Origin of the sequence: Rhodococcus sp. NPDC057529 (assembly GCF_042802055.1) — a bacterium.
Lineage (GTDB): Bacteria > Actinomycetota > Actinomycetes > Mycobacteriales > Mycobacteriaceae > Rhodococcus_F.
The window spans coordinates 22,784-42,666 of record NZ_JBHVEY010000030.1 but is presented as its reverse complement, the minus strand read 5'-3'; the positions used below and the strand labels follow the sequence as shown (position 1 = coordinate 42,666).

Annotated in this window: 16 protein-coding genes; 10 read left to right on the top strand and 6 right to left on the bottom strand. The window is 71.3% G+C overall.

Annotation, left to right across the window (positions count from 1 at the left end):
- Positions 1 to 7: 7 nt before the first annotated feature.
- From nirD to ACFU5V_RS37725, 3 genes are read left to right on the top strand one after another with little or no spacing between them, the layout of a single operon-like run.
- Positions 8 to 409 (top strand): nitrite reductase small subunit NirD, encoded by a 402-nt coding sequence (nirD, locus tag ACFU5V_RS37735; RefSeq protein WP_043825757.1) that lies wholly within the window; start codon positions 8 to 10, stop codon positions 407 to 409.
- Positions 406 to 1,563 carry a uroporphyrinogen-III synthase gene (locus tag ACFU5V_RS37730; protein WP_378705932.1) on the top strand — a complete coding sequence of 386 codons (1,158 nt, stop codon included), beginning with the start codon at positions 406 to 408 and terminating at the stop codon, positions 1,561 to 1,563. The genes nirD and ACFU5V_RS37730 overlap by 4 nt, the downstream gene beginning before the upstream one ends.
- Positions 1,560 to 2,264: a sirohydrochlorin chelatase gene (locus ACFU5V_RS37725; RefSeq protein ID WP_378430066.1), complete on the top strand. Its 705-nt coding sequence runs from the start codon at positions 1,560 to 1,562 to the stop codon at positions 2,262 to 2,264. Before ACFU5V_RS37730 ends, ACFU5V_RS37725 begins: the two co-directional genes overlap by 4 nt.
- 9 nt (positions 2,265 to 2,273) lie before the next feature.
- Here the strand turns inward: ACFU5V_RS37725 and ACFU5V_RS37720 are convergent, their stop codons facing one another.
- Together ACFU5V_RS37720 and ACFU5V_RS37715 are read right to left on the bottom strand one after the other, a co-directional pair.
- Complete coding sequence (locus ACFU5V_RS37720) at positions 2,274 to 4,022, bottom strand: NTP transferase domain-containing protein (protein WP_378430027.1); 1,749 nt, start codon at positions 4,020 to 4,022, stop codon at positions 2,274 to 2,276.
- Between the two features lie 22 nt (positions 4,023 to 4,044).
- A complete protein-coding gene (locus ACFU5V_RS37715) occupies positions 4,045 to 4,170 on the bottom strand; it encodes a hypothetical protein (protein ID WP_257890675.1) in 126 nt (41 codons plus the stop codon).
- 61 nt (positions 4,171 to 4,231) lie between these two features.
- Between ACFU5V_RS37715 and ACFU5V_RS37710 the strand changes: the two genes are divergently transcribed.
- Entirely contained in the window at positions 4,232 to 5,677 is a 1,446-nt protein-coding gene (locus ACFU5V_RS37710; RefSeq protein WP_378430026.1) for a PLP-dependent aminotransferase family protein, read from the top strand.
- A 139-nt stretch (positions 5,678 to 5,816) separates the two neighbouring features.
- On the top strand, positions 5,817 to 7,076 hold the full coding sequence (locus ACFU5V_RS37705) for a lipase family protein (RefSeq protein ID WP_378430025.1): 1,260 nt from the start codon (positions 5,817 to 5,819) through the stop codon (positions 7,074 to 7,076).
- 13 nt (positions 7,077 to 7,089) lie between these two features.
- Here ACFU5V_RS37705 and ACFU5V_RS37700 read toward each other — a convergent pair whose 3' ends face one another.
- Positions 7,090 to 7,398 (bottom strand): MGMT family protein, encoded by a 309-nt coding sequence (locus ACFU5V_RS37700; RefSeq protein WP_378430024.1) that lies wholly within the window; start codon positions 7,396 to 7,398, stop codon positions 7,090 to 7,092.
- Complete coding sequence (locus ACFU5V_RS37695; RefSeq protein ID WP_378430023.1) at positions 7,398 to 8,183, bottom strand: alpha/beta fold hydrolase; 786 nt, start codon at positions 8,181 to 8,183, stop codon at positions 7,398 to 7,400. Before ACFU5V_RS37695 ends, ACFU5V_RS37700 begins: the two co-directional genes overlap by 1 nt.
- Before the next feature lie 56 nt (positions 8,184 to 8,239).
- Here ACFU5V_RS37695 and ACFU5V_RS37690 point away from each other — a divergent pair, with 56 nt between their 5' ends.
- Both ACFU5V_RS37690 and ACFU5V_RS37685 read left to right on the top strand, forming a co-directional pair.
- On the top strand, positions 8,240 to 11,536 hold the full coding sequence (locus ACFU5V_RS37690) for an ATP-dependent helicase (protein WP_378705930.1): 3,297 nt from the start codon (positions 8,240 to 8,242) through the stop codon (positions 11,534 to 11,536).
- Entirely contained in the window at positions 11,533 to 14,895 is a 3,363-nt protein-coding gene (locus ACFU5V_RS37685; protein ID WP_378705928.1) for an ATP-dependent helicase, read from the top strand. Before ACFU5V_RS37690 ends, ACFU5V_RS37685 begins: the two co-directional genes overlap by 4 nt.
- Here the strand turns inward: ACFU5V_RS37685 and ACFU5V_RS37680 are convergent.
- Positions 14,873 to 15,271, bottom strand: a complete 399-nt coding sequence (locus ACFU5V_RS37680; protein ID WP_378430020.1) for a MauE/DoxX family redox-associated membrane protein — start codon at positions 15,269 to 15,271, stop codon at positions 14,873 to 14,875. The genes ACFU5V_RS37685 and ACFU5V_RS37680 overlap by 23 nt on opposite strands.
- A gap of 121 nt (positions 15,272 to 15,392) precedes the next feature.
- On the opposite strand from ACFU5V_RS37680, the gene ACFU5V_RS37675 reads away from it, so the two are divergent.
- Positions 15,393 to 16,460: a potassium channel family protein gene (locus ACFU5V_RS37675; RefSeq protein ID WP_378430019.1), complete on the top strand. Its 1,068-nt coding sequence runs from the start codon at positions 15,393 to 15,395 to the stop codon at positions 16,458 to 16,460.
- Positions 16,461 to 16,480: 20 nt separating this feature from the next.
- Positions 16,481 to 17,392 (top strand): NAD(+) diphosphatase, encoded by a 912-nt coding sequence (gene nudC, locus ACFU5V_RS37670; RefSeq protein WP_378430018.1) that lies wholly within the window; start codon positions 16,481 to 16,483, stop codon positions 17,390 to 17,392.
- Here nudC and ACFU5V_RS37665 read toward each other — a convergent pair.
- A complete protein-coding gene (locus ACFU5V_RS37665) occupies positions 17,389 to 17,643 on the bottom strand; it encodes a mycoredoxin (protein WP_015890142.1) in 255 nt (84 codons plus the stop codon). The genes nudC and ACFU5V_RS37665 overlap by 4 nt on opposite strands.
- Positions 17,644 to 17,723: 80 nt before the next feature.
- Here ACFU5V_RS37665 and ACFU5V_RS37660 point away from each other — a divergent pair, with 80 nt between their 5' ends.
- Positions 17,724 to 19,862 (top strand): ATP-dependent DNA helicase UvrD2, encoded by a 2,139-nt coding sequence (locus ACFU5V_RS37660; RefSeq protein WP_378430065.1) that lies wholly within the window; start codon positions 17,724 to 17,726, stop codon positions 19,860 to 19,862.
- Positions 19,863 to 19,883: the final 21 nt, after the last annotated feature.

The following is a 19,883-nucleotide window of genomic DNA, read 5'->3' as shown; positions in this document are numbered from 1 at the left end:
GACTGTGATGACCGTCGTCGACATGAACGTCCACAGTGCCAGTGGAACCAGGTTCGAAAGCGTCAAGTCAGGCCGTCTCGAATGGACGTCCGCGTGTCCGCTCAGCCAGCTGATCCCCGGTCTCGGGGTGGCGGTGCTGCTGCGGGGCGGAGAGCAGGTGGCACTGTTCCTTCTCGAGGACGGATCCCTGCACGCCGTCGGCAACATCGACCCGTTCGGGCGCGCTGCCGTGATGTCCCGGGGCCTCGTGGGGGACCGGGCAGGGGAGCCCACCGTGGCGTCGCCCCTGCTCAAGCAGGTGTTCTCGCTGGTCGACGGTCGCTGCCTGGACGACGAATCGGTGCGGCTGCCCGTGTACGACGTGCGGGTGTGGGCCGGCGTCGTCCAGGTCCACAGCACGCACGCGTGAACGACGCGGCGCCGCTGTGCGGGTTCACGATCGGGATCACGGCGTCCCGGCGTGCGGAAGAGTTCGCCACACTGCTGACGCGGCGCGGTGCCACCGTGGTGCACGCTCCGGCCATCCGCATCATCCCGTTGGCCGACGACACGGAACTCGAGCGCGTCACGCGCCAGATCATCGACAACCCGCCGGAGATCGTCGTCGCGACCACCGGGATCGGTTTCCGCGGCTGGATGGAGGCCGCGGACGGCTGGGGTGAAGCGGAGGAGCTCGGGCGCGCGTTGGCCGCCAGCCGGCTGCTGGCCCGCGGACCCAAGGCGAAGGGCGCGATCCGGGCGGCGGACCTGCGGGAAGAGTGGTCACCCGCGTCGGAGTCGTCGGCCGAAGTGCTCGATCACCTGCTCGGCGAGGGCGTCGAAGGCAAGCGCATCGCGGTCCAGCTGCACGGGGCCACCACCGAATGGGAGCCGGTCGCGGACTTCTGCGAGGTGCTCCGCTGCGCGGGCGCCGACGTGATCGCCGTCCCCGTCTACCGGTGGACACCGCTCGAGGACCAGGCCCCGATGGACCGGATGATCGAACTGATCGCCTCCGGCGGTCTCGACGCGGTCAGCTTCACCAGCGCACCGGCGGTCGCCTCGCTGCTGACCCGCGCCAAGGAGACCGGAATGATCGAGATGGTGCTGCACTCGTTCCGGCACCGGGTTCTCGCTGCCTGCGTCGGACCGGTCACCGCCGGACCACTCCGCGAGCTCGAGGTCCCGACGACCATGCCGGCACGCTCACGATTGGGTGCGCTCGCCCGGCACATCGCCGACGAGCTGCCGCGGCGGGCGAACAAGATCCACACCGCCGGACACGAGCTGAGCATCCGCGGCGGATGCGTCGTCGTCGACGGCGAGGTGCGCCAGTTGCCGCCCGCCGCGATGTCGCTGATGCGCACGCTCGGCGCCCGGCCCGGCCGGGTCGTCCCCCGGGACGAACTGCTCGCCGCACTGCCCGGAGGCGGCGGCGACACCCACGCCGTGGAAACGGCGGTGGCCAGACTGCGCGCGTCCCTGGGCGCACCGAAAGCAGTCCAGACGGTGGTCAAGCGGGGATACCGCCTCGCGCTCGATCCCGTCGACTGCGCCGATTCACATGAGGAGGGACAGCAATGAACGAGACAGCACTGGTACTGGTGGCACACGGAACGCGGAGTCCCCGGGGCGTGGAAATGATCGCCGCGCTCGCCGACGCCGTCGCCGAGCAGGTCGGACCCACCCGGGTGTCCTTCGTGGACGTGCTCGGGCCGTCACCCGCCGAGGTGCTCCGAGACATCACCGGGCCCGCCGTCGTGGTGCCGGCGTTCCTCGCGTCGGGCTACCACGTCCACACCGACGTTCCGCGGGAGGTCGCCGACAGCGGCCATCCCTCCGTGGCCGTGACCCGGGCCCTGGGACCGGACCCCGTTCTCGCGGACGTCCTGCTGCGGCGTCTCGTCGATGCGGGCTGGCGGCCCGGCGACGCGGTCGTGCTCGCCGCGGCCGGCTCGTCCGACCCCCGGGCGCTGCGCGACGTCCGGCGCGCCGCGGCGATGCTGTCGGAACTCGTCGAGTCGCGGGTCCGGATCGGCTACGTCGCGACCGCGCAGCCGCGCGTCCCCGACGTGGTCGCCGGGTTGCGGGCCGACGGCGAGCAGCGGGTGTTCGTCGCGTCGTATCTCCTGGCTCACGGACTGTTCCACGCCCGCCTCGCCGATGCCGGTGCGGACGGGGTGGCCGAGCCGCTGGGCGTCGATCCGGCGATCGTCGATCTCGTCGCGGACCGCTACCGCAGCGGAATCCCGGCCGCGGTCCGCGCCCTGTCGTACCAGCGCTGAACCGCCCGGTCAGCGCGGCAGCGGCACCAGCTCGGCGAGATCACCGTCGGCGGCCCCCGCCGGGACCAGAGCCAGCGCTTCGCGGTCGATCAGGGCCGCGAGATGCGCCGTCCGGATTCCGGCGTCGACGCGCCACGTGCCGTCCGGTTGCGGGACGGCAGGCAGGATGCGGGTCGCGTCGCCGCTGACCTCCGACGCATTCGCGATGCGCCCCAGCTGAATCGGGGCCGGGGTGCGACCGGTGAGCGCGGCCGCGATGGACGGAACCGTGGTCAGCAGTGTCACGACCGCGGCGTACGGGTTGCCGGGCAGCCCGAGGACCACCCGGCCGTCGGGTAGCAGGGCGGTCACCTGTGAACCGCCCGGCCGGCACCGCACCCGCCCCACCACGATCCGGGCGCCCGCCCGGTCGAGCGACGCACGCAGCTGGTCGGCCGCGCCGCCGCCGGTGGCCCCCACGATCACGATCAGGTCGGGCCGGCGGACTTCCCGGAACAGCTCGTCGAAGCTGTCGGACGTGTCCCTCAGGTGCGTGTCGGCGACGGTGTGGATGCCGCACCACGAGAGGAACTGGGGGAGAACGGGGCCCAGGGCATCCCGCGTCTGCCCGTGCCGCAGTGGGCCGTCGCGCCGGATCTCGTCTCCCGTCACCACCACGTGCGCGCGCACGGGTCCGCGGACCCCGGCGGTGGTCACCTCCGCGCTCGCGGCCGCGGAGACGAGCGCGGGCGTGACGGCTGTCCCCTCCGCCGCGAGCCGATACCCTTCGTGCCAGTCCTCGCCGCGGCGCCGCGCGTCGTCGCGCACGGGGGCGTCGGTCCTGCGGGACAGTCGCCGTCCGTCGGAAGTGTCTGTCGTCACAGCGAATTCGTCCCGCACGACGGTGGAGGCACCGTTGGGCAGGTGTGCCCCCGTCGCGATCCGCGCCGCCTCGCCCTCCGCCAGCTCGAGTTCCTCGTCACTGCCGGCGTACCGGATGGCGTCGCGCAGCACCCACGGACCGTCGCCCGCGACGGCGTATCCGTCCATGGCGGACACGGCGATACGCGGCAGGGCTTCGGCGGCGAGCAGCGGCTCGGCCAGCGTGGCGCCGAGCGATGCGCCGAGCGTCGCGGCGCGCGGTGGCAGTGGGGGGACCGCGGTCAGGATCGCGGTGCGGGCCTCGGCGACGGTGACGGGCACCGCCGCGGCCGTGCTGCGGGCCCGCTCGACGTCCTCCGGTGTGTCGCAGTCGGTGACGCCCCGGAAGAGCACCGTGTCGAACGATTCCGGGACGAGGGCCTTCATCGGCTGATTCACGGCCGAGCCGAGCGCGCGGAGCCGGTCGGTGAGCGCGCTGACGCGCCAGGCGGACAACAGGAACTGCAGTCGGCCCGACTCGTCGACCGCGAACACCGTGTCGGCGTCCTGCACGGCGGTGGCGAGGGCCTCGGCCATCGCCGGTTCCGCGAACGGCAGGTCCGACGCGAGCAGGATCACCCGGTCGCCCGGGTCGGCGTCGAGCACGGCCAGCCCGGCCGCCACTCCTGCGACCGGGCCGGCGCCCGGCGGCGTCTCCTGCGTCTGGAGCACTGTCGAATCGAGGTCGGTGCGGCGAGGTCCCACGACGACGATGCGCTCACAGTCGTCGACGGCGTCGAGAGCGGTGTCGAGCATCCGGCGTCCGCCGACCACCACGGCCGGTTTGTCGACGCCGCCCATCCGAGTGGCTCGTCCACCGGCGAGGACTATCGCGTGAACGGGCGCGGCAGAGTTCATTCCCTCATGCTGCCGCACACCCTCAGTCGCTGTGCAGGTGGCTGCGCGGAGGGCCGGCGAGCCCGGACCGTCCGCCCTGCGCCGTGCTGACGCAGAGCCAGGCCACCGACGCCAGACTGAGGGCGAGGAGGATTCCAATTACCAACATGAATCAATTGTCGGCCCAAAATGGACCGTGATTTCCAGTCCTCTGTGGAAAAGTGGCCTGTATGAGCAGTGAACCGGTCCGAACCGTCTCCGCGGCCGAGTTGGCGGTGCTGCTCGGCGCGGCACCCGCAGGCAGGCAGCCGCTGTACCGCGGTCTCGCCGACGCCCTCCGCGAGAGGGTCGCCGACGGATCCCTGGCCGTCGGAGTCCGGCTGCCCGCCGAGCGGGCCCTCGCGGAGGAACTCCGGCTCAGCCGGGTAACCGTCAGCGCCGCCTATCGCGAACTGAGGGAGGCGGGTTGGGCGTCGGCGCGGCACGGATCGGGGACGTTCGTGGCGATGCCGTCGGGTCCGCCCGCCTGGGGGAGCATGGTCGGGGCGCCGGTCGACGGCGTGATCGACCTCGTCAACGCCGCACCGGCGGCCGCTCCCGAACTCCGGGAGGCATACCTCGACGCCGTCGACGAGTTGCCCCGCTTCATGCTCCAGCACGGCTACCACCCCGGCGGGCTGACCACACTCCGGGCGGCGATAGCAGACCGCTACACGCGCCGCGGTCGCCCGACCACTGCAGACCAGATCCTCGTCACCGGGGGCGCGGGCGACGCCACCGAGGTGGTGTTCGAGGCACTGGTCGAGGCGGGCGACCGGGTCCTGATCGAGCACCCGACCTACCCCGGCGCGGTCGAATCCGTGCAGGCGGCCGGCGGCAGACCCGTTCCGGTGCCGATCGACGCGACCGACCCCGACGCATTCGTCGCCGAAGTGGACCGGGCCGCCCGGCAGAGTGCCCCCACGGTGGCGTACGTGATGCCGGACTTCTCCAATCCGTCGGGAGCCCGGGCCACCGCCGAGGGCAGACGGCGGCTGGCCGCGACCCTCGCCCGGCACGGAGTGGTGACCGTCGTGGACGAGGTGGCGGCCGACATCGTGCTGGACGGTCCGGACGACCTCGAGCCGTTCGGCGTCCCGGTCCCGGAATCGGCGACCGTGGCGATCGGCAGCCTCAGCAAGACCGTGTGGGGTGGTATCCGCATCGGCTGGGTGCGTGCGGAGGCTGCCCGCACCGCGCAGATGGCCAAGATCATGGCGCGCAGGCAACTGTCGGTCTCGGTGCTGGATCAGCTTGCGGCCGTGCGCCTGTTCGCCTGGCACGACCGACTGGTCGCACAGCGCCGCCACGATCTCCGGGTGCAGCGGGACGCGCTCGCGGCGGCGATCGACGAGCGGTTGCCCGGGTGGAGCTACGTGCTGCCCGCCGGGGGACTGTCCCTGTGGTGCCGGCTGCCTGCCGGTACGAGTTCGACGGACCTCGTCGCGGCCGCGCGGTCGCGGGGGCTGCTGCTGGCGCCGGGGCCGCGGTTCGGCACCGGCCATCTGTTCGACGACCATCAGCGGATGCCGTTCACGCGGCCGATGTCCGAATTGACCGCCGCCGTGAATGTCCTTGCCACGCTGGTCGTGTCCGTCGACGCCGCGATGTCCGCGGCGCCGACGCTCGTCGTGTGACGCGGGGTGGGTCACGGAAATGTATCTGTGAATCGAAGTATCGGTCAGAGACCTGTTCGGTACCGGGAAAGGGGCGGATCTTTATCGACGCTCTGGCATAGTGATGCCGTCGACCCGTCGCTGAAATGTGGGGTATGTCATGGGCTCGTTGTTCCGCAGATCCTTCGGCACAGTCGGTTCGGTCCTCGCACTGACCGCCGCCCTGTTCGGCGCCGGAACCTCCGCGGCACAACCACTGGTACCGTTGGCGCCCCTGCCGACACCACCTGCCGCCGACGCGATCTTCCCGGTCGCCGACCCGGACCCCTTCTACATTCAGCCCGCGGACATCGCCGACCACGCCCCGGGCGACGTGCTGAAGATCCGCCAGTTGCCGCCGTCGTACTACTTCCCCGGTAGTGCGATGTGGGAGTTGCTGTTCCGGACCACCGACTCCGAGGGCAGACCGATCGCGGCGAACACCACGTACGTGCTGCCCCCGAACCACGTCCCGGACGGCCCGCTGGTGTCGTATCAGCACATCATCAATTCGCTGGGCAACAAGTGCAAGATCGTCACCGAGCTGTACACCACCGACCCGCTGCACCAGATCCGGGAGGCCGCAGGACTCAACATCGCTCTCGCGCGCGGGTGGGCGGTGGCGCTGCCCGACCATCTGGGACCGCGGATGGCGTACGGCGCAGCCAAACTCGGTGGCCAGATCACGCTGGACGGCATCCGTGCCGTCCAGCGGGTTCCCGAACTGCAGGTTCAGAACAGCAAGGTCGGACTGGGCGGGTACTCCGGTGGCGGCATGGCGACGGCATGGGCGGCGGCGCTGGCCCCGAGCTACGCCCCCGACCTGAACATCGTCGGCGCCGCCGCAGGCGGCACCCCGATGAACCTGGTGAAGATGGCGGAGGCGCTGGGCACGAACCCGCACCCCGCGTTCGGTCTCGCGATGGCCGCCGCGCTCGGGCTCGAGCGCGAATATCCGGATCGCATCGACGTCAGCGGCCAACTCAACGACGAGGGCCGCTGGATGAAGCAGATGATCGGCAACGGATGCACCAACGAGATCATGCTGTTCGGGCTCGGGCGAAGCGCCTCCCAGATGACGGACAACACGAACTTCATGGACGATCCGGAAGCGTGGAAAGTGATGGAGGAGAACAGCCTGGAACTGTATCCGGGCGTGCCCACCACGCCGATCTTCGAATGGCACAGCCCGACGGACGCGCTGATCCCGGTCGATTCGATCGACACCACGCTGCGGCGGTACTGCGACGCGGGCACACCGGTGCAGACGCTGCTCACGCCGACACCCGACCATCTGTCGGCGGCGGCGCTGGGACTGCCCCAGGGGCTGGACTGGATGGACGCCCGGTTCCGCGGCGACCCCGCGCCGAGCACCTGCTGAGGCGGGTGGACCGTCAGCCGGGCGGATCGAACCGGTACCGCGCCGCCGCGAGATCCACGCGGCCGTCCCGGATGGGCACGCCCTCGAGTTCGAGCTTCGCGATCTGCTTGTGCGCGAGGTGCGGCGCCGGCCGCCCCGAGGCGCCCAGCACGCGGTGCCAGGGCAGGTCGGCGGAGTCGGTGCGCATGATCCAACCCACCGTCCGCGCACTCGACAGCCCGGCCGCCGACGCGATGTCACCGTAGGTGGCCACCCGGCCGGGCGGAATCGACGCGACGAGCGCGCGGACCGCCTCGACCTGTTCCTCCGTCGTCGCGACCATCAGAGGAGTGTGCGGATGAGCGCGGCCACCTCGTCGGGCCGGGCCTGCGGCACCATGTGGTCGCAGTCGAGGTCGACGGCGGTGAGGTTGTCGCCCAGGTGGCCGACGAGGGCCGTGCGGAACTCGGGTGTGACGTACGGCGGCTGCACCTTCGATGCCTGCACGAGCACGGTCGGCAGGTGCGCGGGCGGAAGAACAGCCTCGCGGGCGAGTTCGCCCCACGCCGTGACGACGGCCGGGGTGGACAGTCGCCAGTTGACCCGGCCGTTCTCGAGGGGCACCAGGTGTTCGGCGATCTCGTCCTCGAGGACGTCGCGGGCCACCTCGCCCCACGAGCCGTGAAGCTTGTCGGACCGGGCCTCCTCGACGTCGGTGTAGTCGGGGGAGGAGATGGTGAGATCGGCCACCGACTGCATCTGCGCGGGATCGAGCCCGATCGCCGGGTCGAGCAGCACGAGGCCGCGGACCCGGTCGGGGACCGCGCGCGCCAGGTGCAGCGCGAGGGCGCAACCGAACGAGTGGCCCACCACCAGGACCGGTCCCCGGGCGTGCGCGTCGAGGGTGTCGACGAGGCTCGCGACGTGGGCCTCCAGGTTCCACGGCGGCGACCACGTCGAGCGGCCGTGCCCGAGCAGGTCGGGGGAGATCCACCGGGCGTCGGGCAACTGGTCGGTGGCCAGCGCCTCCCACCGTCTGCCGTGACCGGTGAGTCCGTGCAGGGCGAGGATCTCCGTGCCGTCCTCGGCGCCGAACAGGTACGTATTCAGAGCTGACACGTGACCCATGATGCCGGATCGGGGCGCCGCAGGAGATGTCGGACCGTTCTGGTGGAATGCTGCCCATGACGGAATCGGCGGTGCGCACCAGGACGTCGGCTCCCCGGGCCCGGCTCGTGCACCGCCCGAGCCCCGACCGCCCGGCCCGGGTGTGGGACGACTCAACGCAGCGGGTCCTCACCGCACCGCCCCTCGGCATGGGCTGGAATCCGTGGCAGGTGCTCGGCGGCCCGGGAACCGGCAAGACGTCGCTGCTCGTCGACGTCGCGGTGGACCGGATCGCGGGCGGCGAAGACCCGGAGTCGGTGCTCGTCCTGACGCAGTCGAAGCGAGCGGCGGGCCGGGTGCGCGAAGAGGTGACCGCCGCCCTCATCGGCCACGACGAGCACCACGGGCCCCGGGCCACGCGCGAACCGCTCGTCCGCACCGTCCACTCCTACGCGTTCGCGGTGCTGCGGTTGCAGGCCGCCGCCCACGGCAATCCGCCGCCGCGCCTCATCACCGGCGCCGAACAGGACGCCGTGCTCCGCGAGATGTTGCAGGGCGACATTGCGGACGGCGGCGAGATGTGGCCCGAACGTCTGCGTCCCGCACTGGCGCTGGGCGGCTTCGCCGTCGAACTGCGCGATCTCATGTTGCGCTCGAGCGAGCGGGGACTCGGCCCGGAAGATCTGATCAAGCTGGGCCGGCGGCACAACCGCTCCGAGTGGGTGGCGGCGGGCATGTTCGCCGCCCGGTACGAGCACGGCATGCTGCTGCGCGGAGCGGTGGGTGTCGAGGCCCCCGAGGCCACGGCGCCGGCGCTGGACGCGGCCGAACTCATCGGTGCGGCCCTCACCGCGTTCGCCACCGATCCGGACCTGCTGAGCGCGGAACGGACCCGGGTGCGGCACCTGCTCGTCGACGACGCCCAGCACCTCGATCCGCAGGCCGCGGAACTGGTCCGGCTCGTCGGCACCGGTACCCGCACCACGGTCGTGGCCGGCGACCCGGACCAGTCGATCTACGGCTTCCGCGGGGCCGACCCCACGTTCCTCACCGGCCTGGCCGACAAGGGCGATTCCCGACAGGTGCTGCTCCCGGTCAACTTTCGCAGTTCAGCGGAGGTCGCGGCCACCGCGGCCCGCATCACGTCCCGCCTTCCCGGGCACCTGCCCCACCGGATCTGGGCCCCGTCGCAGGACGGCGGCAGGACGTCGGTCCGGGTCCTCGGCACCGCGGCGAAGGAGGCCGCGCTGATCGCCGACACCCTGCGCCGCGCCCACCTCCTCGACGGCGTGCCGTGGACGGAGATGGCGGTGATCGTGCGCTCGGTTCCGCGGGCGCTGGCGCCGCTCCGGCGGGCACTGCTGAGCGCGGGCGTGCCCGTCACCACCGCGGCGTCCGAGTTGCCGCTGGCCCGTCAGCACGGGGTGTCGGGGCTGATGCTGGTGCTGCGGGCACTGTCGGGGCAGGAATTCACGGGCGAGGATGCGCTCGCCCTGCTCGCCGGCCCGGTCGGCGGCGCGGAACCCGTGGCGCTCCGGCGTCTTCGCCGGGGTCTGCGGCGCGCCGAGCTGGCCTCCGGCGGCGACCGCGACTCCGCGGAACTGCTCCGTCTCCTGCTGGTCGGCGAGACGGACAGCACCCGCAGGGTCACGGCGAAGCTGACCGACGTCGAAGCGGCGTCCCTGAACCGGGTGCTGTCCGTGCTGCGCAAGGCGAGGGTTCCGCTGGGGCGCGGGCGCGGCATCGAGGACGTGCTGTGGGCGGCCTGGCAGGCCACCGGACTCGAACGTCGCTGGTCGGCGGCCTCCGCTCGCGGCGGTCCGATCGGGGCGCAGGCCGATCGCGACCTCGACGCCGTGGTCGCCCTGTTCGACGCCGCGGCGAGTTACGTCGACCGCCTCCCGCGCGCGCAACTCGCCGGGTTCGTCGACTACCTGACCGGACAGGCGATTCCCACCGCGCGCACCGTCTCCGTCGTTCCGGGCGACGCCGTGTCGGTGCTCAGCGCCCACTCCGCCGCCGGCCGTGAATGGGACGTCGTCGCGGTCGCGGGGGTGCAGGAAGGGCTGTGGCCGAGCCTGCGGGCGCGCGGAAGCCTGCTCGGCACCGAGGCGCTGATCGACCTCACGGGCGGCGTGTCCGACGGCAGCGAAACTGCCGCCGACCGGATGTCGCGCACCGCACCGCTGCTGGCCGAGGAACGTCGGCTGTTCCTGGTGGCCTGTAGCCGGGCGCGGCGGAGTCTGCTCGTCACCGCGGTCGACTCGGCCAGCGGCGACGCCGACCTCGTCCACTCCCGTTTCGTCGACGAACTGCTCGCCGGAGAACAGGATTCGGACGTCGAGGAGGCGGTCGTGCCCGCGGAGGATCCGGCGACCCGGGTCCTGGCCCTGCCCGCCCTCGTCGCCGAACTGCGCAGCGTGGTCTGCGATCCGGACGTCGCCGAATCCGACCCTGCCCGCCAGGACCGCGCCGCCCGCCAACTCGCCCGGCTCGCCGAGGCCGGGGTGCGCGGCGCACACCCGGACCAGTGGTACGGCACCGCCGAACCGAGCACCGGGGTGGCGTTGTGGAATGCGGAGGACGGGCCGGTGTCGCTGTCGCCGTCCACCGTCGACCTGCTCAACACCTGCCCGTTGCGGTGGCTGCTCGAACGCCACGGCGGCCGGGACGGCGACAACACCCACGCCATCGCCGGAACGCTCGTGCACACGCTGGTGCAGGCGCTCGCAGGCCGCATCCCACCCGATCAGGTGGAACGTGCGCTCGAGAACGCCTGGGAATCGATCGATCTCGGCTCCCAGTGGTACTCGCGGCGCGAACTCGACCGCACCCGGGACATGCTCGCCACGTTCACCGCCTGGCTCGGGAACACCCGGTCCGAACTCACCGAGGTCGGCGTCGAGGTGGCCGTCGACGGCGTCCTCGAGCCGCGCGAGGAGGGTTCCCCGAAGATCCGGCTGCGGGGGCGGATCGACCGGCTCGAACGCGACGCCGAGGGCAGGCCCGTGATCGTCGACGTGAAGACCGCCCGCTCACCCGTCACCAAGGACGACGCCCAGCAGCACGCCCAGCTGGCGGCCTACCAGGTGGCGGCGGCCACCGGTGCGATCGACGGGGAGCCGGCGTCGAAACCCGGTGGGGCGCGGCTGGTCTTCGTCGCCAAACCGCACAAGAAGGAAGGCGCGACGCAGCGGGTGCAGGCACCGCTGTCGGAGGAGGACCTCGAGACGTGGCTCGCGGTCATCCATGCGGCGGCGGCCGCCACCAGGGGTCCGGAGTTCCTCGCCCGCGTCAACGACGGATGCAGGCACTGCCCGGTGCGGACGAGTTGTCCCGCGCACGACGAGGGACGGCAGGTGACGTCGGAATGACCATCCGAATCGACCCGGTGGAACTCGCGATCGGACTGGGACAGCATCCGCCGACCCCGGAACAGGCCGCCGTCATCGCGGCCCCCCTCGGCCCGACCCTCGTCGTCGCGGGGGCAGGCGCGGGCAAGACCGAGACGATGGCCGCCCGCGTCGTGTGGCTGGTGGCCAACGGGGTCGTCGACCCCGAGGCGGTGCTGGGTCTGACGTTCACCCGCAAAGCGGCGCAGCAGCTGACCGCCCGGATCAGAAAACGCCTTGCCCGGCTTGCGGGTTCGGACCTGCTCCGCCGGGTCGACCCGAGCGGTGACCTCCGGTCGCGCATCCTCGCCGGCGAACCGGAGGTCAGCACGTACCACTCCTACGCCGGGCGATTGCTGTCCGAGCACGGGCTCCTGCTGCCCATCGAACCGTCGGCGACGCTGCTGTCGGAGACGGAACTGTGGCAGCTGGCGCACCGGGTGGTCAGTTCGTGGGACGGCGACCTCGACACCGACAGAAATCCGGCGTCCGTCACCGAGGCCGTGCTCGCGCTGGCCGGGCAGCTCGCCGAGCACCTCGTCGAACCGGACGACCTGCGGGAGGCGCACACCGAACTCGACAAGCTCGTCCACACCCTGCCCGCCGGACCGCGGCAGCGCGGCGGTCCCGGTAAGGAACTGCTCGACATCCTCGACACCCAGCACCGCCGGGTCGAACTCCTGCCACTCGTGCAGCGACTGTCGGACACCCTGCGACGGGAAGGCGCACTCGACTTCGGCAGCCAGATGTCGCTGGCGGCACGCGTTGCCGCGGACCACCCCGAGGTCGGCCTCGCCGAGCGCACCCGTTTCCGGGTGGTGCTGCTCGACGAGTACCAGGACACCGGGCACTCACAGCGGGTGCTGCTGTCCTCGCTGTTCGGCGGCGGACTCGACGGTGAACTGGCGCTCACCGCGGTGGGCGACCCCATGCAGTCGATCTACGGCTGGCGCGGTGCGTCGGCGGCCAACCTGCCCCGCTTCGCCACGGATTTCCCGCTGACGAACGGGGATCCGGCGCCGACCCTGGAGTTGCTCACCAGCTGGCGCAACCCGCCGGAGGCCCTGGCGCTGGCCAACATGGCGTCGGCGTCCCTGCGGGAGCGGGGCGTGGCGGTCAGCATGCTGCGGGCGCGACCGCAGGCCGTACCCGGGGACGTGCGCCTGGCCCTCACCGGTGATGTCGTGCAGGAACGCGAATGGGTGGCCGACCGCATCGCCGAACAGTACGCGGACGCCGCGAATCGGGGCGAGGATCCGCCGACCGCCGCCGTGCTGATCCGGCGCAACGCCGACGCGGCACCGATCGCGGAGGTACTGCGGTCGCGGGGTCTGCCGGTCGAGGTGGTCGGTCTCGGCGGTCTGCTCCACACACCCGAGGTGGCCGACGTCATCGCGATGCTCCGGGTCGTCGCCGACCCCATGGCGGGCAGTGCCGCCGTGCGGATGCTGACCGGAGCGAGATGGCAGATCGGGGCGGCCGACCTGACGGCGCTGTCGCGGCGAGCGTCCGAACTCGCCATCGGAACCGGCTACGGCACCGCCGGCGCCGTCACGGATTCGGCCGCTCTCGCCGACGCTGTCGGCGAGGCGCTGCCCGGTGAACACGCGGAGCAGGCGGGGCTGGCGGACGCGCTGGCGGATCCCGGACCCGCCGAACGCTATTCGCAGGTCGGCTACGCGCGGATCACCGCGGTGGCGGCCGAGTTGGCGTCGCTGCGCGAGCGGATCGGGCAACCGCTCACCGAACTGGTGGCCGAGGTCGAACGGGTACTGGGGATCGGCATCGAAGCGCAGGCCCGGACACGGCAGTCTGCGCGGGGGAGCGCGGGCCGTGAACATCTCGACGCCTTCGCCGACGTCGTCGCCGGTTACGCGAACCGCACGTCGGCCACCGTCACCGGACTGCTCGCCTTCCTGTCCGCCGCGGAATCGGTCGAAAAAGGCCTGGCGCCCGGCGAAGTCGAAGTGGACCCGCACCGCGTCCAGGTGCTGACCGTGCACTCCGCGAAGGGGCTGGAGTGGGAAGTGGTGGCGGTGCCGCACCTCACGGCCGGCGTCTTTCCGTCGCGGACCGCGTCCGGGTCCTGGCTCGGTGCGCTCGGCGAACTGCCCCCGTCGCTGCGCGGAGACCGGGCGCGGCCGGGCGAGTCGGCCGACGGCGTACCCGTCCTCGAACTCGAGAACCTGTACGACCGGAAAGACCTCGAGGAGGCCGTGAAGGCGCACAAGTCGGCGCTGGCGGCCCGCCGACTGGACGAGGACCGCCGGTTGTTCTACGTCGCCCTCACCCGCACCGAGCGGGTGCTGTTCGCTTCGGGTCACCACTGGGCAGAATCGGGAACCGAGCCGAAGGGGCCGTCGGAGTTCCTCACCGAACTGCGCGACACGGTGACGGACGAGGCCCACGAGGGGATCGGGATCGTCGATCTCTGGGCGCCCGCGCCCGAACCCGAGGAGCAGAACCCGCTGACCAGCACGCCCAAGTCGGCTGTGTGGCCGCGGGATCCGCTCGGTCTCCGCCGGGAGGCGGTCGAGCGTGGTGCGGCGCTGGTCGTCGCGGCGCTGAAGAACGTCGGCAAGCAGGCGCCGGCGGACGAGGACGAGGATCCCGAGAACTGGGCGGCCGACGTCGACGCCCTCCTCGCGGAGCGGGAAGCGCGTGCGAACGCCCGCACCGAGATCGTGTTACCCGGCCAGCTGTCGGTGAGCCAGCTCGTCGAACTGGAGGCCGACCCGGACGCCCTGGCCGCCCGGCTGCGGCGGCCGCTGCCGTTCCCGCCGAACCCGCTCGCCCGGCGCGGTACCGCGTTCCACGCCTGGGTGGAACGCCGCTTCGGAGCCACCCGGCTGCTCGATCTCGACGAGCTGCCCGGCGCCGCCGACGCGGGGGCGGGCCCGGACACCGATCTCGCGACGTTGCAGGACGCGTTCCTGCGCTCGCCGTGGGCCGACCGCAACCCGACGGAGGTCGAGGTGCCGTTCGAGACCTCGGTGGCGGGGACGGTGCTGAGGGGACGGATCGACGCGGTGTTCAGCGACCCCGACGGCGGGTGGACGGTGATCGACTGGAAGACCGGCGCCGAACCGAGCGCGGCCAACGAGAAGGCCGTCGTGATGCAGCTCGCCGCGTACCGGCTGGCGTGGGCCGAGCTGATGGACGTTCCGATCGAGCGGGTGCGCGCCGCATTCCACTACGTGCGGACCGGACGGACGATCGCACCGGACCGACTCCCCGGCGCCGACGCGCTCGCCCGACTCCTCAGCACCGCCGGCGCCGGCGAACCGGATCCCGCCGACGATGGTTCCGGAGACGAATTCAGGCGTGACGCCGAGCTTTGAGGGCCTCGGTGACCAAGGGGATCTGCAGTGGAAGACGCAGCAGCGCACCGGTTTTCTGCACGGTCGTCGTCTTCGGGCTCTTCAGCCAGTCCACTGCCATGTTGATGTTGGCGGGGAAGACGGCGACGAACAGCAGAGCGGCGAGTCCGCCACCGAGCCTGCGGGTGCGCGGCACGGCCAGCGCGGTGCCGATCGCGAGTTCGGCGACCCCGGACACGTAGGTGTAGGTGCGGGCGTCGCCCGGTAACTGTGTGGGGACCGTGGAATCGAAGAATTTCGGGGCGGCGAAGTGCATCGTGCCCGCGCCCAGCAGCAGTGCGGCGAGACGGAGTGCGGGCTTCTGGCTCGGTCGTGGTGTGATGCTCTCTCGTTGCATGACGCCAGCTTGCCCGAACCACCCGGTTCGCGACAACGAGGCTCCGACGTGTGTCCGGTGGGACAATCGGGGTTAGGCTGCCAGCCGATGTCGGAGTTCAGTGCAACGTGGAGACGAACATATGGCCGGTAGGCTGCGTGAGAGATTGAGCAGGTCGGACACCCTCACCGACCGGCCGGACTTCGCGTTGGTGGGTGTGCTCCGGATTCCGGAGTTGCAGACCAGTCCGGCGAGGGCGATCTACCGCCGGGTGGGGATCGCCCTGGCGGCGTTGGCGTTGGCGGTTCTCATCGTCTACATCGACCGGGCGGGCTACCGCGACGCGCAGGACAACGAACTGTCGTTGCTCGACTGCATCTACTACGCGACGGTGTCGTTGTCGACGACGGGATACGGAGACATCACGCCGTTCACACCGTCGGCACGGCTCGTCAACGTCCTCCTGATCACGCCTCTTCGAATCTTCTTCCTCATCGTCCTGGTCGGTACGACTCTCTCCGCGCTCACGGAGAGCTCCCGGCAGGCGTTCAAAATTCAGCGTTGGAGGCAGCACGTGCGCAATCACACCGTGGTGATCGGCTACGGAACCAAGGGACGCACCGCGATCGACGCGATGCTCGGCGACGACGTTCCGCCGTCGGAGATCGTGGTCGTGGACACCGACCACGCCGTGCTCGACTCGGCGGCCAGCAAGGGCCTGGTCACGGTCCACGGATCCGCCACCAAATCGGACGTGCTCCGATTGGCGGGCGCGCAGAACGCGTCGGCGATCATCGTCGCCGCCAACCGCGACGACACCGCGGTGCTGGTGACGCTGACGGCGCGAGAGATCGCACCGAAGGCGAAGATCGTTGCCGCGATCCGCGAATCCGAGAACACGCACCTGCTCCGGCAGTCCGGCGCCGATTCGGTGGTCGTGTCCTCCGAGACCGCGGGCAGGCTCCTCGGCATCGCCACGAAGACGCCGAGCGTCGTCGAGATGATGGAGGACCTCCTGACTCCGGAGGCGGGTTTCGCGATCGCGGAGCGCCTCGTGGAGCGCGACGAGATCGGCGGCTCCCCACGTCACCTCGCGGACATCGTGCTCGGTGTGGTGCGGGACGGCCGGTTGATCCGGGTCGGCTCGCCGGAGGTCGATTCGATCGAGGAGAACGACCGACTGCTGTACATCCGTCGGGTCGCCAACTGATCGGCAGTAGTGTCGACGGCGTGACTGCATTCCGGCTCAACGACACCCCGCTCCTGTCCCGCTCCGCCGTCGGGCGGGCCGAGGAATTGCGTTCGGACACGGACGCGCTGCGTGCGGGCTGGCGGGATGCGCTGCTGCTGCGGGTCAATCACCGCGGACAGGTGCGGGTGGGGGACGACGGTCTGGTCTTCGCGGACGCCACCGAACTCGGCCCCGAACCGAAACCGGGGGCGGTGTTCCTCGGCGTCCGCAAGGACCGGCACGTGTGGGCGGTGCGGGTGCAGGCGCTCACCGGCGAGCTGGCCGATCTCCGGATTCTGGGCGGCACGCTGGACGACGCCGACGCCGGTGTGCTCACCGGCGCCCTCGCCATGCTCAACTGGCACGACAGCGCGGGCTTCAGTGCGCTCGACGGCGCGGCATCGGAACCGACGATGTCGGGGTGGTCGCGGATCTCGACGAGCACCGGTCACGAGGAGTTTCCCCGCACCGATCCGGCGGTCATCTGCCTCGTGCACGACGGCGGGGATCGTGTGCTCCTGGCCAGGCAGCCCACGTGGCCGCCGCGGCGGTTCTCGATCCTGGCCGGATTCGTCGAGGCCGGTGAATCCCTCGAGACGTGCGTCGTCCGGGAGATCAGGGAAGAGGTGGGTGTCGATGTTCGTGACGTGCGTTACCTCGGTAGCCAGCCGTGGCCGTTCCCCCGTTCGGTGATGATCGGGTTCGCGGCCGTCGGTGATCCCGACGCCCCGCTGACGTTCGCGGACGGCGAGATCGCCGAGGCCCGGTGGTTCACCCGGGACGAGGTGCGCACGGCACTCGAACTCGGCGACTGGGCGTCGGACACCGACGCCACGCTGCTGCTCCCGGGCTCGATTTCCATCGCGCGCGGAATCATCGAGTCCTGGGCTGCGGCAGCGACGGAGTCCTAGACGCCGAGAAGCTGCTTGACCTGCGCCAACGACGGGTTGGTGGCGGTGCTGCCGTCGGCGAACTTGACGGTGGGCACGACGTGGTTGCCGCCGTTGACGCTGCCGACGAACTCCGCCGACGCCGGATCGTCCTCGATGTCGATCTCCACGTAGCCGATGCCGGATTCGTCCAGCTGCGTCTTCAGGCGCCGGCAGTAGCCGCACCAGGTGGTGGAGTAGATGGTCAGGGCCGGGGTGTCGGTAGCAGTCACGGCGGATATAACACCACGAGCTCGCCGTGTGTTCCCACTGCGGTGTTCGTCCGCTTCGCGCCGTGTCGGTCGCCCCTGTCATGATGGACGCCATGTCAGCAGCCGGCGCAGCAGAGGTGACGACTACCGGTCTCGATCCCGAACAGTCCGCAGCGGTCCTCGCTCCCCGGGGCCCGGTGTGTGTGCTGGCGGGTGCCGGAACAGGCAAGACCCGGACCATCACCCGGCGGATCGCGCACCTCGTGGCCAGTGGGCACGTCGCCGCGGGGCAGGTGCTGGCGGTGACGTTCACGGCGCGCGCGGCGGGCGAGATGCGCGGACGGCTGCGCGGCCTCGGCATCGGCGACGGGGGAGCGCAGGTCCAGGCACGCACGTTTCACGCCGCCGCGCTGCGGCAGCTGAGGTACTTCTGGCCGCAGGTGGTCGGCGACACGGAATGGCGGCTGCTGGACCGCAAGTTCGCGGTCGTGTCGTCCGCCGCCGGACGGGTCGGCCTGTCCACCAGCACGGAGAGCATCCGAGACCTGGCGAGTGAGATCGAGTGGGCCAAGGCCTCGCTGATCGCGCCCGAGGACTACCCGCGTGCGGTGGCGAAGTTACGCCGGGAGGCGCCGGTCGACGCCGCCAAGGTCGCCGAGGTGTATCACGGCTACGAACAGCTCAAGGCCCGCGGCCAGGACGGGATGCTCCTCGATTTCGACGACCTCCTGCTCCACACGGCGGCGGCACTCGAAGAGCATTCGGCCGTCGCGGAGGAGTTCCGCGACCGCTACCGCTGCTTCGTCGTCGACGAATACCAGGACGTCACCCCGTTGCAGCAGCGTGTCCTCGACGCCTGGCTCGGGGAGCGGGACGACCTCACCGTCGTCGGCGACGCCAACCAGACCATCTACTCGTTCACCGGCGCCACACCGAATTACCTGCTCGACTTCTCGCGCCGGTTCCCCGAGGCCACCGTCGTGCGTCTCGAGCGCGACTACCGTTCGACCCCCGAGGTCGTATCGATGGCGAACCGGGTGATCGGCGCGGCGCGCGGCCGGATCGCGGGCACCCGTCTGCAACTGATCGGGCAGCGCGACTCCGGGCCGGAACCCAGTTTCGTCGAGTTCGACGACGAACCGGCCGAGGCCGCCGGGGTGGCGCGCACGATCAAGCGGCTCATCGCGTCCGGCACGCCGGCGGCAGAGATCGCGGTCCTGTACCGGATCAATGCCCAGTCCGAGGTGCACGAGCAGGCGCTGACGAAACTCGACATCCCGTACCAGGTGCGCGGCGGTGAAGGTTTCTTCACCCGCACCGAGGTGCGTCAGGCCGTGGCGGCGCTGCGCCAGGCCGCGGGCCGCGACGACCTGCCCGACGCGGTCGGCGCCGACCTCGTCACGCTCGTCCGCGCCGTCCTCGTCCCGCTGGGGCTGACGGACGCCGAACCGGCGGGTGCGCAGGCCCGCGAGCGGTGGGCCTCCCTGTCGGCGCTCGTCGCGCTCACCGAGGAACAGCTGACCCAGGACCCGGAGCTGACCCTCGACGCACTGCTGCGCGAGTTGAGTCTGCGGGCGGAGGCGCGGCACCCACCCGTCGTGCAGGGTGTGACCCTCGCGTCGCTGCACGCCGCGAAGGGTCTCGAATGGGACGCCGTGTTCCTCGTCGGCCTCACCGACGGAACGCTGCCCATCCAGCACGTGCTCGGCGACGCCAACTCGGCACCCGACGACGCGGCCGTCGAGGAGGAACGCCGGTTGCTGTACGTCGGCGTCACCCGTGCCCGCGAGCACCTGCAGATGTCGTGGGCGCTGTCCCGGAACGAGGGCGGCCGCAAGTCGCGGCGCCGTTCGCGGTTCCTGCACGGACTCATTCCCGAAGACTCACCGGCTTCGCGGATCGCGGCGCCGGTCAAGAGCAACAAGAAGCGTCCCCGGTGCCGGCTGTGCGGAAAACAACTGATCGGGACGACCGCGACCATGCTCGGTCGCTGCGAGGGATGCCCGTCCAACGTCGACGTGGAACTGCTCGAATCGCTGCGGTCGTGGCGGCTCGAGAAGTCGAGGGAACTGAAGGTCCCGGCGTACGTGGTGTTCAGCGACAACACGTTGACGGCTCTCGCCGAGCAGCGCCCGCAGGACGATCGCGGGCTCGTCGCGATCCCCGGGATCGGTGCGAAGAAGCTCGAGCAGTTCGGCGAAGACGTCCTCGGTGTGATCAAGGGAAGCGCTACTCGCTGAACGACTCCCGCACGCGGGCGA

Excerpts from the sequence above, each read along its gene's own strand:
- nirD (WP_043825757.1), top strand. The coding sequence starts at position 8 with ATGACCGTCGTCGACATGAACGTCCACAGTGCCAGTGGAACCAGGTTC.
- ACFU5V_RS37725 (WP_378430066.1), top strand. The coding sequence starts at position 1,560 with ATGAACGAGACAGCACTGGTACTGGTGGCACACGGAACGCGGAGTCCC.
- ACFU5V_RS37720 (WP_378430027.1), bottom strand. The coding sequence starts at position 4,022 with ATGAACTCTGCCGCGCCCGTTCACGCGATAGTCCTCGCCGGTGGACGA.
- ACFU5V_RS37715 (WP_257890675.1), bottom strand. The coding sequence starts at position 4,170 with ATGTTGGTAATTGGAATCCTCCTCGCCCTCAGTCTGGCGTCGGTGGCC.
- ACFU5V_RS37710 (WP_378430026.1), top strand. The coding sequence starts at position 4,232 with ATGAGCAGTGAACCGGTCCGAACCGTCTCCGCGGCCGAGTTGGCGGTG.
- ACFU5V_RS37705 (WP_378430025.1), top strand. The coding sequence starts at position 5,817 with ATGGGCTCGTTGTTCCGCAGATCCTTCGGCACAGTCGGTTCGGTCCTC.
- ACFU5V_RS37700 (WP_378430024.1), bottom strand. The coding sequence starts at position 7,398 with ATGGTCGCGACGACGGAGGAACAGGTCGAGGCGGTCCGCGCGCTCGTC.
- ACFU5V_RS37695 (WP_378430023.1), bottom strand. The coding sequence starts at position 8,183 with ATGGGTCACGTGTCAGCTCTGAATACGTACCTGTTCGGCGCCGAGGAC.
- ACFU5V_RS37690 (WP_378705930.1), top strand. The coding sequence starts at position 8,240 with ATGACGGAATCGGCGGTGCGCACCAGGACGTCGGCTCCCCGGGCCCGG.
- ACFU5V_RS37685 (WP_378705928.1), top strand. The coding sequence starts at position 11,533 with ATGACCATCCGAATCGACCCGGTGGAACTCGCGATCGGACTGGGACAG.
- ACFU5V_RS37680 (WP_378430020.1), bottom strand. The coding sequence starts at position 15,271 with ATGCAACGAGAGAGCATCACACCACGACCGAGCCAGAAGCCCGCACTC.
- ACFU5V_RS37675 (WP_378430019.1), top strand. The coding sequence starts at position 15,393 with ATGGCCGGTAGGCTGCGTGAGAGATTGAGCAGGTCGGACACCCTCACC.
- ACFU5V_RS37660 (WP_378430065.1), top strand. The coding sequence starts at position 17,724 with ATGATGGACGCCATGTCAGCAGCCGGCGCAGCAGAGGTGACGACTACC.